The 12865-nt window shown below is 34.7% G+C and carries 10 protein-coding genes and 2 pseudogenes; 7 read left to right on the top strand and 5 right to left on the bottom strand.

Annotated elements, in window-relative coordinates; all coding sequences use genetic code 11:
* Nucleotides 1–71 precede the first annotated feature (71 nt).
* Nucleotides 72–311, bottom strand: coding sequence for a cold-shock protein (locus ACOQFO_RS14780; RefSeq protein ID WP_421690427.1), 240 nt, complete (start codon nt 309–311; stop codon nt 72–74).
* Between the two features lie 163 nt (nt 312–474).
* Here ACOQFO_RS14780 and ACOQFO_RS14785 point away from each other — a divergent pair, with 163 nt between their 5' ends.
* Nucleotides 475–2148, top strand: coding sequence for a formate--tetrahydrofolate ligase (locus tag ACOQFO_RS14785; protein WP_421690428.1), 1674 nt, complete (start codon nt 475–477; stop codon nt 2146–2148).
* A 116-nt stretch (nt 2149–2264) separates the two neighbouring features.
* Here ACOQFO_RS14785 and ACOQFO_RS14790 read toward each other — a convergent pair whose 3' ends face one another.
* Nucleotides 2265–2843: a hypothetical protein gene (locus ACOQFO_RS14790; protein WP_421690429.1), complete on the bottom strand. Its 579-nt coding sequence runs from the start codon at nt 2841–2843 to the stop codon at nt 2265–2267.
* Nucleotides 2844–2950: 107 nt separating this feature from the next.
* Nucleotides 2951–3355, bottom strand: coding sequence for a DoxX family protein (locus ACOQFO_RS14795; protein ID WP_421690447.1), 405 nt, complete (start codon nt 3353–3355; stop codon nt 2951–2953).
* Nucleotides 3356–3461: 106 nt separating this feature from the next.
* Between ACOQFO_RS14795 and ACOQFO_RS14800 the strand changes: the two genes are divergently transcribed.
* From ACOQFO_RS14800 to ACOQFO_RS14815, 4 genes and pseudogenes are all read left to right on the top strand, one after another.
* A complete protein-coding gene (locus tag ACOQFO_RS14800) occupies nt 3462–4085 on the top strand; it encodes an HD domain-containing protein (protein WP_421690430.1) in 624 nt (207 codons plus the stop codon).
* Between the two features lie 41 nt (nt 4086–4126).
* A pseudogene (locus ACOQFO_RS14805) lies at nt 4127–4495 on the top strand (alpha/beta fold hydrolase); the annotation flags it as partial.
* Nucleotides 4496–4688: 193 nt separating this feature from the next.
* Nucleotides 4689–6575, top strand: a pseudogene (locus ACOQFO_RS14810) (ABC-F family ATP-binding cassette domain-containing protein).
* A gap of 12 nt (nt 6576–6587) precedes the next feature.
* Nucleotides 6588–7700 (top strand): conserved virulence factor C family protein, encoded by a 1113-nt coding sequence (locus tag ACOQFO_RS14815; protein ID WP_421690431.1) that lies wholly within the window; start codon nt 6588–6590, stop codon nt 7698–7700.
* A 680-nt stretch (nt 7701–8380) separates the two neighbouring features.
* On the opposite strand, the gene ACOQFO_RS14820 is transcribed toward ACOQFO_RS14815, so the two are convergent.
* Nucleotides 8381–9280 (bottom strand): DMT family transporter, encoded by a 900-nt coding sequence (locus ACOQFO_RS14820; protein WP_421690432.1) that lies wholly within the window; start codon nt 9278–9280, stop codon nt 8381–8383.
* A 252-nt stretch (nt 9281–9532) separates the two neighbouring features.
* On the opposite strand from ACOQFO_RS14820, the gene aspA reads away from it, so the two are divergent.
* A complete protein-coding gene (aspA, locus tag ACOQFO_RS14825) occupies nt 9533–10942 on the top strand; it encodes an aspartate ammonia-lyase (protein WP_421690433.1) in 1410 nt (469 codons plus the stop codon).
* Nucleotides 10943–11005: 63 nt separating this feature from the next.
* On the opposite strand, the gene ACOQFO_RS14830 is transcribed toward aspA, so the two are convergent.
* Nucleotides 11006–11404 (bottom strand): glucosamine 6-phosphate synthetase, encoded by a 399-nt coding sequence (locus ACOQFO_RS14830; protein ID WP_421690434.1) that lies wholly within the window; start codon nt 11402–11404, stop codon nt 11006–11008.
* A gap of 231 nt (nt 11405–11635) precedes the next feature.
* Between ACOQFO_RS14830 and ACOQFO_RS14835 the strand changes: the two genes are divergently transcribed.
* Entirely contained in the window at nt 11636–12751 is a 1116-nt protein-coding gene (locus ACOQFO_RS14835; protein WP_421690435.1) for a DNA topoisomerase, read from the top strand.
* Nucleotides 12752–12865 lie beyond the last annotated feature (114 nt).

Raw genomic sequence — 12865 nt, forward strand, 5'->3', positions numbered from 1 at the left:
CTTCCTCTGAACGGAAGGGTTTTTTTGTGGATTTTTAGAATCGACGATAGTAATCTGCATAGGAAAGAACATTAACACAACCTGTTTTGGGTCGAATTGTGACTTTCTAAAGATAATGTTGAAACACTAGTTGCTTGTGGTCCACGATTCCCTTCGACAATCTCAAATGAAACTTCTTGACCATCCTTTAAAGAACGAAATCCTTCACCGTTTATGCCAGTAAAGTGAACAAAAATATCTTCTCCATCATTAGTTTCAATAAATCCGTAACCCTTGTCGTCGCAGAACCATTTAACTATACCTTGATGCATGATGTTAAGTTCCCTCCTTTTTTCGGGTCAATTACCTATAGAATATTCATTTTCATTGAAAAATGTACACATACGATAAGAATTGTACCAATTCCTTCATGGGTTTTTAAGAAGGATATGTGTATAATAATATTAATTACATCACGAAAGTAGGTAGCTTTTGATGGCGGTTACAAAAACATTATCAGATATCGAAATAGCTAATAGTGTTGAAATACAACCTATTACAAACATTGCAAAAATAGCAGAAATTCCAGAAGAATCTCTTGAGCACTACGGCAAATATAAAGCAAAAATTGATCCATTAAAAATAACTGGTACAGAAAAAGGAAAAGTTGTACTTGTAACAGCAATCAGTCCAACTCCAGCAGGAGAAGGAAAATCTACTGTAACTGTTGGGTTAGCAGATGCATTAAAAAGATTAAATCAAAAAGTAATGGTTGCCCTTCGCGAGCCATCTCTAGGACCTGTTATGGGTATTAAAGGCGGTGCTACTGGTGGTGGCTATGCACAAGTATTACCAATGGATGAGATAAATTTACATTTTACAGGCGATTTCCACGCAATAACTACTGCTAATAATGCATTATCTGCTTTCATTGATAATCATATACATCAAGGGAATGAATTAAACATCGACCCTAGAAGAATAATTTGGAAACGTGTTGTGGATCTAAACGACAGAGCATTACGAAAAGTAGTTGTTGGATTAGGTGGCCCTACACAAGGAATGCCAAGAGAAGACGGCTTTGATATAACAGTTGCCTCTGAAATAATGGCAATATTCTGTTTAGCAACTAGTATTAAAGACTTAAAAGAGAGACTTGCAAACATCTTAATTGGTTACACATTTGATAGAGAGCCTGTATTTGTACGTCATTTAGGAGTAGAAGGTGCACTTACACTATTATTAAAAGATGCATTAAAGCCTAATTTAGTGCAAACAATCGAAGGAACACCAGCAATCGTTCATGGTGGACCATTCGCTAATATTGCACATGGTTGTAATTCTATTATGGCAACACAAACAGCACGAAAACTAGCTGATATTGTAGTGACTGAAGCAGGATTTGGTGCAGACCTTGGTGCTGAGAAATTCATGAATATTAAAGCAAGAAAAGGGAATTTCTCACCATCAGCGGTTGTTGTAGTCGCGACGATCCGAGCGCTAAAAATGCATGGTGGTGTTCAAAAAAGTGATCTATCAAACGAAAATGTGAAGGCACTTCAAGATGGTATAGTTAATTTAGAAAAACATATTGCAACTGTACGTGAATTTGGCGTTGAACCAGTTGTAGCATTAAATCGTTTTATAACAGACACAGAAGCAGAGATTGAATTTGTTTTGGATTGGGCAAAAAATAATGGTATTCGAATCGCTCGTACAAATGTATGGGAACAAGGCGGTTTAGGTGGCATCGAATTAGCCGAACAAGTTCTAGAAGTTTTAGAGCAACCTCAAAACTTTAATCAATTATATGAGTTAACTGATTCAATCGAAGAAAAAATTAATACAATCGTTCAAAGGGTTTATGGAGGACAAGGAGTACAGTTTACAGACAAAGCGAAAAAGCAAATTGCTCAAATTGAACAGTTTGGTTGGGATGTATTGCCCGTTTGTATGGCAAAAACACAATATTCATTATCTGATCAACCAAGTCTGATTGGTCGTCCTAAAGGATTTACAATTACTGTTCGTGAAGTAATTCCAAAACTAGGTGCCGGTTTCCTTGTTTGTTTAACTGGAGACATCATGACAATGCCTGGACTTCCTAAAAATCCAGCTGCACTTCGTATGGATGTTGATGAAAATGGAAATGCGGTTGGTTTATTCTAATAAGATGATAAATTAACATTTTAATTTTATTCGTTTTCTGACAAGAAAAAGTGGTGATTAAAATATAAAAAGAACTCTTCTAAGACAGTGCGTATTTTAGGAGAGTTCTTTTTGTATTATTCAATCACTGTAAAAATAATTGAAGTCTCTAAATTCACTCGCTCAGTCATGATGTCTTCACCAATTGCAAAATCCGTTCTTCCTTTAATTTCATATTGTCCTGGTGGAAATTTACCTTCAGCCATCTTCATTAATAGCTCTTCACTATAAGGTTTACCAGGTGCCCCTTCATAGTAAGAGCCTCCGGAGAATTGATACTCTTGGACAAATGGAACGTCTTTTTTAAGTTCTGTAAAAATTAGCGGTTCATTCATCGCTGCTTCGAATTGATAATCTTCTGTCAAATTGGTAGTTAATAGCCAGATAGGTGAAGCTGCATGTGAAATTTTCATAGAATCTTCATCGCCGATATAAGTAAGCTCTGCTTTAATTTTTAAAGGTTCTCCAACTTGATATACTGCTTTTTCACTAGTGAGTTTAAATGAAAATTGACCATCTTCATCTAAACCCTCCGTAATATTCTCAAAGTCATAGTTTGGTGAAGTACTATTACCATTTTTATTATTCGTGCTCGTACCACAACCGACAAGTAGTAATGCCAACAGTGCTACAGCGAAAATCCATTTCAATTTCATTTATTTCAACTCCTTTAATGATTGGACGGATGAGGATCATTTTAGTTACAAAAATAAAAAGCTTGTGATTTAAAATCAACAAGCCAAAGAAGGATAACGATTTTTAATTATTTCTTTTTCTTTCTGTCTACAAAAAAATTATCCAATGCTAAGAATCTACTACCTGCAATTAGTAGACATAATGACATTGCCATTAGTATTACATCTAACTCATACCCTTGTAAGAATCCTAAGTCAAATTTTACAAAGGTAATTGCACCAATCATAATGATCGTAAACAAGGCAGCGATAAACCGAGTTGTAAATCCAATAATCATGAATACACCACCAAGAACCTCAACAAAAATAACCCCTATGGCTACATAATCAGCATAAGGAATATTATAGTTTAAAAATCGGTCTTGAATTACACCAACACCTTCTTGGTATTTGGCTAGTCCATGTAATAAAAATGTAACCCCTAGTACTACCCGAATGAGAAAACCACCAAATTCATTTGCCCTCAGAATAATCTCCTTTCGCTTTTACACTCTTTAAAACTAGTTTATTATAGCCAGTCCATCTATAATACAAATATTAAAAGAAAACATTTTTTATATCTGAAAGGACAAGTTGCCCATGTTTGAGATTATGAAAGAAAAAGTTAAAAATATATATGATCAATACGATGCGAGTCACGATTTTCAACATATTGAAAGAGTTTTACAAAACGCAGAAACAATAATAGCAAGTGAATCTTCATGCGATAAAGAAATCGTTCGTTTGGCGGTTTTGTTACATGATGTAAGTGATAAAAAATATAGTGATAATAAAGATTTAGAAACCCAATTAATCAATGAATTAAACTTAAGTGAAGATAAGAAACAACATATTCGTGAGATTATAGAAAGTGTTTCATTCAACGGGGGAAATGAACTAACGGCAAAAACTATTGAGGCGAAAATCGTTAGAGATGCCGATCGTTTAGACGCAATAGGCGCAATTGGCATAGCAAGAACATTTGCTTATGGTGGAGCTAAAGGACGTAAATTATATGATGAGTCAGAAGAAGCTCGTGTTCAAATGTCGGAAGAAGAATACAGAACAAAGTCGACTGCTTCAGTTACACATTTCTATGAGAAACTTTTACTGTTAAAAGATTTAATGACTACGGAAAAAGGTAAGAAAATGGCTGAAGAAAGACATACATTTATGGTAACGTTTTTAGAACAGTTGAGTAGAGAAATAAAAGGAGAATGCTGAAATTAATTGCTTTCTATATATAAGCGCTGTTTAACTGCTACTTTTTAGAACAGATTGCAAACGATCGACCTAAAATGATGCAAAACGTTACAGATGGCTTTTTCTTCCAATATATAACAAAGCTATTTTCTGATTGGTTTAATCAAATGGGATATCAAGCAGCTAGCTGGTCCACAGAAGCAATTGTTAAAACTTTAAGAGATGAGAATTTACATGCAGATCTACCACTTATCCATGCACCCACTTTAATTGTTCATGGTATTCACGATAAAGTAATACCATTCGCTCAGGCTAAAGTGATGAACAAAAAGATAAAAAACTCTCAGCTCATACCATTTCAATTTAGCGGCCATGGACCATTCTGGGAGGAAAGAGATAAATTTAATCAGTTATTAATGCGGTTTATTTGAAAAGTTTAATAGATATATATTTAATCATCTCTTGAATAAGGAGATGGTTTCTATTTGCTACAAACCAAACATACTAGTTGAATGCTTTATAGTCCGTTTTTCGTTATAATACTAATTATACAAAGTAACTGTAAGTTTTAAAGATAAATGTTATCTTATGGTTTTACAGTTTATAAGGAAAGTGAAGAATTGCATGAGTCATTTAATTGTTTCAAAGTTAACGAAAACTGTAGGGGATAAGACCCTTTTTAGAGACATAGAATTTACAATTTATGAAGGTGAGCGTGCCGGATTAATCGGAATTAACGGTACCGGTAAATCTACATTATTATCAATATTAGCAGGTGGACAAGAGGCAGATTCCATTGATATGGACCACCCGAATAAATATCGAATTGCTCATTTACCGCAAGAGCCTAAGTTTGAAGTAGGAGAAACGGTATTACAAGCAGTCTTCTCAAGTGATTCACCAATAGTAAAGTTAAACCGCGAATATGAAGATACTGTAGTTCAATTATCTAAAAATCCGGAGTCCGAGGAACTACAAAATAAACTGTTCCGCTTACAACAACAAATGGACACTGAAAAAGCGTGGGATGTCAACGCTTTAGCAAAGCAGGCATTAACAAAGCTTGGCATTGATATGTATGATGAACTAGTTTCGAATCTGTCAGGTGGACAGCAAAAAAGAGTTGCATTGGCAAAAGTATTAATCGAACCTGCTGATTTATATTTATTGGATGAGCCGACCAACCATCTTGATGTTCAATCTACAGAGTGGCTTCAAGACATGGTAACTCGTTTACGTGGTGCGGTTATATTTATTACCCACGACCGTTATTTTCTAGATGAGGTCTCTACTCATATTTATGAACTTGCCAATCAGACTTTATTTCGCCATACAGGAAACTATGCAGATTATTTGGAGTCTAGGGCAATTCGTGAAGAAATGCATGCTGCAACACAAGATAAATTAAGAAACCGATATCGTTCAGAGTTAAAGTGGATTCGTCGCGGAGCTAAAGCGCGTACAACAAAACAAAAAGCACGAATTCAACGTTTTGAAGAATTAGATTCCAAGATTGAAAGAAGTTCGAATGATTCAAGTTTAGAAATGGGACTAGCTACTACACGTCTGGGTAAAAAAGTGTTAGAGGGAGAGAACATTTCAAAAACTTTTGGCGAACGCGTTATCTTAAAAGACTTTAACTTTTTACTTCAACAAGGTGATCGGATTGGGATTGTTGGCGCAAATGGTTATGGAAAATCGACTTTACTGAACATTTTAGCTGGTGAGTTACAGCCAGATTCGGGAGAAGTCATTGTTGGCTCAACAGTTAAACTTGCACATTTTAAACAAGTGCTTCCTACTATGAATGAAAACGCGTGAATGATCGAATATATCCGAGAAGCTTCAAATGATATTACAGATTCTGAAGGTGTTCGATATTCAGCGGCACAAATGTTAGAGAAATTTTTATTCCCTTTACATACCCATGGTACACCTATTGGGAAATTGTCAGGTGGGGAAAGAAAGAGACTTCATTTATTGCGCTTGCTTATGGAACAACCGAATGTTTTATTACTAGATGAGCCTACGAATGATTTAGATATCGAAACATTAGGTGTGTTAGAGGACTTCATTGAACATTTCCCTGGAGTTGTTATTACAATTTCCCATGACCGATTCTTCTTGGACCGTATTGCTCGTAAGTTATGGATTTTAGATGGAAAAGGTAATGTTGATGAAAGCTTAGATTTGTATTCAGACTATTTAGAGAAGCAATCTATGGGTGTTAAAGAGGAAATGAAAGAAGAAAAAGTGGAAAAACCGAAACCACAAAAACAGAAGAGCGAAAAGAAAAAACTTTCATTCAAAGAACAAAAAGAATGGGAAACGATCTCAGATAACATTGCTAAAGTGGAACAGGATATTGAGAATACGGAAGAAGAAATCTCAAAAGCAGGTTCGGATTTTACAAAATTACAGCAATTAACTGAGCATTTAGATGCGTTAAATAATGAATATGAACAACTAATTGAAAGATGGTCGTACTTAGACGAAATTGTAAACGGATAGGAGAGATCAATTATGAAAATCGTAACGATTGAACCAACGCCAAGTCCAAACTCGATGAAAGTCGTTGTGGATGAGGAACTTCCATTTGGTAAAAGTTTTAATTATACAAAGGACAATGCACAAACAGCACCAGAAGCAATTCAAGCTATTTTAAATGTAGAAGGCGTGAAAGGTGTTTATCACGTTGCAGATTTTTTAGCTATCGAAAGAAACGCAAAATATCAATGGGAATCAATCTTATCTAGTATTCGTATTGCTCTAGGTGAAAAGGGAGAAGAAGTTGAACAATCACAAGCAGCTCCTGATCATTTTGGAGACGTATTTGTTCATGTACAAATGTTTAGAGGAATACCTCTTCAAATTAAAGTATTTGATTCAACTTCTGAGCATCGAATTTCAACTGGAGAACGTTTTGTAGAAGCGTTTAAGTCAATTGAAGTTAATAAATTCGATGAAAATTATATTCTTGAACGTAAATGGGTAGATTTTGGCGTTCGCTATGGGGAAAAAGAAGAAATTGCCCAAAGCGTATTAAATGAAATAAATGCAACTTATCCTGAGAGTCGATTAAAAGAAATTGTAGAAGGTGCAAATTCAAAAAAATCCATTACTCTTGAGCGTGAAAAAGTAACTTTGGAACAGTTTGAAAGCGCGGAGGATTGGCAAAAACGTTACCAACTTCTTGATCAATTACCAGATCCAGAAGTGGAAGATTTGCCACTATTAGAAAAGGCTTTGGAAGATGAACAAATGTCAATACGCCGTCTTGCAACAGTATATTTGGGAATGATTGAAGACGTAGCAGTTGTTCCTGCTCTTACCCGCGCACTGAACGATAAAAGTGCTGCTGTAAGAAGAACGGCTGGAGACTGTATGAGTGACTTAGGTTTCGTGGAATTTGAACCTGCCATGATTCAAGCATTAAAGGATAAAAACAAATTAGTCCGTTGGCGCGCGGCTATGTACCTTTATGAGACAGGAACTAAAGCGAGTTTACCTGCGCTTCATGAGGCAGAGAATGACCCTGAGTTTGAAGTTAAACTACAAGTAAAAATGGCAATCGCACGTATTGAACAAGGTGAAGAAGCAAAAGGCTCTGTTTGGAAACAAATGACGGAGAGATAAATAAAAATGAAGAGGCTGTCTAGAAGATGTTGATTTCTAGGCGGCTTTTTTTATTTGATTTAGGAATTCGCCGGAGACGTGGTTTACTGTTATTCGCCAGAAATGGGGAGTTATTTGCCAAATAGAGTGGGGTTTTCGCCAAATACGTGGAATTTTTAGCCGGAATTTGGGAGATATTCGCCAAAAATGGAGAGTTCGCCGGAATCCTAAAGTTATTAGCCAAAACCGATTTCCTATAAGATTCAGTTGTGCAATAAATCGCTCTAATCCTGAAGTTGCTCATAACTACCGAAAAATTTTGCAGATGAAACCGTGTTTGAAGTGTCCTTCATCACCTCGATGAAGGACACTTTTCTGGTTTTTGAGCTCGGTTTTGGTCTTCATTGGAGAGATGAAAACCGTTTGCAGGTGAAATAGCGGTTGAAGTGGTCTTCATAAGGGGTATGAAGACCATTTTATGGTGAAATGGTGGTTGAAATGGTCTTCATAGGATGGACAAAGATAAAAAGTTGTTCATAACCCCGGAAAACTTGCTAATAAAATCGATTTGATCCCGAAGTCGTTCAAAAGTGGAGAATACCCGCTCATAATCCCCGTTTATATCGAAAGTCACCCACAAACTCCAATACCAAAAAGAGCATTGAAAACTAATTTTTCAATGCCCATACACCCTATTAATCTTAAGAAACATTCTCTTCATTCACAACATTATTGGTTGGGTTCTGATTTGGTTTAAACACTGTAAATATTATTCCTGCAAATATTAAAACAATGCCAAATGTCTGTAGTAATGTTGGTCTGAAGTCTAGAATAATCGTATCAAGCAAAATGGCAACGACTGGATCGACGAAGACTAAAACAGATACAATGATCGTTGATAAGTTTCGAATACTATCAAAGAATAAATAATAAACAAAGCCAGTATGTATAATACCTGTCCCTAAAATGTATAACCAATTCGAGGTAGACAACCCTACAAAAACCTCAAAATTACATAATGGAAGTAACATGACAATGCCGACAATAGTTTGTAAAAAAGTTGTAGCATAAGGCGATAAATTACGGATTGTTTTACTAGTAAACATTGTTAATGCATAGCAAATAGCTGACAGTAATGCCCATACAAATCCAGAATTTAGAAATTGATCAATCGACAGGAAACTTTCAATTCCAACAATAAATATGCTTCCGACGAAACAGATCACTGTAGCAAGAACTCCGCTTACTGTCATTTTTTCTCTCAAAAATAATGTCCCTAATATTAAAACAAAGATAGGTGCTAAATTATAAATCGAAATTGCAATGGAAATGGACATTTCTTCAAATGCTTTAAATAGAAACACCCAATTGAGCACTAGAAAAACTCCACAAAGAAGTGTTTGAAGTACTTCTCGTTTATTCCAAACCTCTGTTTTATGTCCTCCAGTTAGATACCACATCGCACTTAAGAAAAGAGTGGCACATATACATCGCACAAAAACAAGTTCTACTGCCGGAATTCCTGTATTGATAGTGAAAAATCCAATTGATCCAAATATGGCCATGGAAATCATTAATTTCACCATTGCAGACACATTCATAACATTTCCTTCTTTCAAACTATATAAATAAATGGTAAAACTATTAATCTTTTTACGTTAAATTCAATTATTGTGCAATTAAAGGAAATAAGCAATATTGAACTGTAATAAGTGGAAAAAATTAATTTAAAAAATTATACATTTATCCCTTGTTCTAATTATGAGATTAATGTAATCTAATTTTGAGATAGATATTTTTATAATATGGAAACGGTTACTAAACTGTTTCTAAAGAAAAGGTGAAAATAAATCATGGTGACAATCAACGAATTCCGTATTGAAAAAGATTTCTTAGGAGAAAAAGAGATTCCATTCGACGCATACTATGGTGTTCAAACTATGCGTGCGACAGAGAATTTCCCGATTACTGGTTATCGTATTCATCCTGAATTAATTAAAGCTTTAGGGATTGTTAAAAAGGCTGCTGCATTAGCAAATATGGAAGTTGATCTATTAAATCAAGAAATTGGTAAATACATTGTTTTAGCTGCAGATGAAGTCATTGCAGGGAAATTGAACGATCAATTTATTGTTGATCCAATTCAAGGTGGTGCAGGTACTTCTATTAACATGAATGCCAATGAAGTTATTGCAAACCGCGCATTGGAATTAATGGGACATGAAAAAGGAAATTACCATATTATTAGTCCAAACACTCATGTTAATATGTCACAATCAACAAATGATGCTTTTCCAACTGCAACACATATTGCTGTGTTAAATTTATTAAATCAATTAATCGATACAACTAGATATATGCAAAACGTGTTTATTGAAAAATCGAAGCAATTTGCTGGAGTTATTAAAATGGGACGCACACATTTACAAGATGCTGTTCCGATTTTACTAGGTCAAGAATTTGAAGCATACAGCCGAGTAATTGGCCGTGATATCGAGCGAATTTCATTTTCAAGACATCATATGTACGATATAAATATGGGAGCAACTGCTGTTGGTACTGGTCTAAATGCACAACCTGAATACATTGAAGCGGTAACACGTATTCTTGCTGAAATTAGTGGCTTAAATCTAAAAGGTGCGGAACATTTAGTTGATGCAACTCAAAATACGGATTGCTATACAGAAGTATCATCTTCATTAAAAGTAGCAATGTTAAATATGTCTAAAATTGCGAACGATCTACGTTTAATGGCTTCTGGTCCAAGAACTGGTCTAGGCGAAATCGTTTTACCAGCTAGACAACCTGGTTCTTCAATTATGCCAGGTAAAGTTAACCCAGTTATGCCAGAAGTTATGAATCAAGTTGCGTTCCAAGTGATTGGAAATGATTTAACGATTTCTGCTGCTTCAGAAGCTGGTCAACTTGAGTTAAACGTAATGGAACCTGTATTATTCTTTAACTTAATTCAATCCATTTCGATTATGAACAATGTGTTCAAAACATTTACAGATAATTGCTTAAAAGGTATTCAAGCTAACGAAGATAGAATGAAAGAATATATAGAGAAAAGCGTTGGAGTAATTACGGCTATCAACCCTCATGTAGGTTATGAAACAGCTTCAAAATTGGCACGTGAAGCCTATGTGACAGGTGCATCGATTCGTGAACTTTGTATAAAATATGATGTTTTATCTGAAGAACAACTTGAAAAAATCTTAAATCCTTATGCAATGACAAGTCCTGGTATTGCACAACTATAAAAATTGAAGTTTTAGAAATAGAAAACCTCGTATTCAAAATAAGAATACGAGGTTTTTATATTGTTATAACGAGACAACTTGATCGATAAACTGATCACGTATTTCGGATGTTTGTTGAACACTATCTAATAGTAAAACATTTAGGTCATAATCACTGCGGTCATCTTCAATGATAAATTGTAAGTTTACTTTTTTCATGGTTTCGCTATGAGGACAAGTTCCCTCAAACTCAACTACATGCTGTTCTTTTTGTGTTTTGAAGTATATCCATTTTCCTTCTTCGCAAGAAGAGGCGAATGCTTCTTCATATGTCTTTGCATTTTCATTAATTTTTTCTTGTTTTATATACGTTATGTATTCGTTATCTGTGATCTCTTCTTTTGGCCCGTAAACAAACCAGAAAATCACAATAATTAGTATTGGAACAATCCATAGAATTGTTCTTTTTGATACATTTTGCATACCCAATCCCCCTAAAAACTACTAAAATTATTATATCAACATATGTCTATATTTGCTAGAAATAGTTGATAATATCTGCTTTTATGCAAATAAATAGGAGTTGTCTATAAAATTTATAATAATGAAAATTGTGTTTTGAGATAACTTTTTACCTTATAATTAGCTTTTCGTCTTTTTACTTTTACCTATCTTCTAATTTATACTAAGGAAGATAGAAAGTGAGGTATACATATGAAAAGAGCTCTATTAATAGCTGAAAAGCCCTCGCTAATGCGTGACATTCAAAAAGTATATAAATCTATGAAGTTACCTTTTGAAATTGATTTTGCCTCATTTGTAGGCCATGTAGTCGAATTAAAGGAACCTCATGAATATAAAAAAGAGTGGAAAAAGTGGGATTTAAATCTTTTACCAATGATTCCTGAGCGATACGAATTTCGTGTGAAAAAATCTGCTTATAAAGTTTATAAAGAAATTGAACAGAAGCTTAAATCGAATCATTACGATTTTCTCATTAATGCGTGTGATTCCGGGATGGAAGGAGAGAATATTTTTTATTCTTTCTATAAAATGGTAGGGAGTCATCTACCCGTAAAACGTTTTTGGACTTCACAAACGACAGACCAAGCTATCGGGAATGCATTAACTGGGTTAATAGATGAAAATGATGTTCTTATTCGTAATTTACGAAACGCAGCTATGTATCGTTCAGTTTTTGACTGGTTAATTGGGCTAAATTTAACACGGGCCGCAACGGTAAAGGGCGGAAGAATTATTAAAATTGGTCGTGTAATGACGCCAACACTTGCAATTGTAGTAAAAAGAGAACTTGAAATTCAAAATTTTAAACCCGAACCGTATTTTCAAATAGAATTAGATTTTGGTTCGTTTAAAGCTCTTTGGGTGGACATAAAATCGAATGACAATAAACTTCCAACATTACAATTGGCAGAAGCAATATTATCTCAAGTGCATAACAATGCGATCGTTCGTGATTTAAAAACTGAAAGAAAAACAATGTTCGCACCATCTTTACATTCCTTATTAGAGCTGCAAAAAGAAGCGAATAAATTTTACGGATATACTTCATCTGAAACATTGAAAATTGCACAAAGTTTATATGAAAAAAAGCTTATTACTTATCCAAGAACGGAGTCGAAACATTTACCTACGAGTTTTGCGAAATCAATCGAAGATAACATTAAACACTTAGCCAATATTGAAGACTACAGAGAAATTGTTACTTCCATACTCCAAAATAAAAAACAACTAAACGATGTTATTCATTCTAAAAGATATGTAGATGATAAAAAGCTAACTGATCACCATGCAAGTGCGACACGTTAACCTGAAATTCTGATAGAAATATCAGTTGGGATGGTTTAGTAGAAAACTGAGGAATCCTTGAGGGGAATGAAAGCCGTCATGCTGAGCTGAAACCCTCACACTAATACTCCCCTA

Source organism: Ureibacillus sp. MALMAid1270 (genome assembly GCF_049202975.1).
Classification (GTDB): Bacteria; Bacillota; Bacilli; order Bacillales_A; family Planococcaceae; genus Ureibacillus.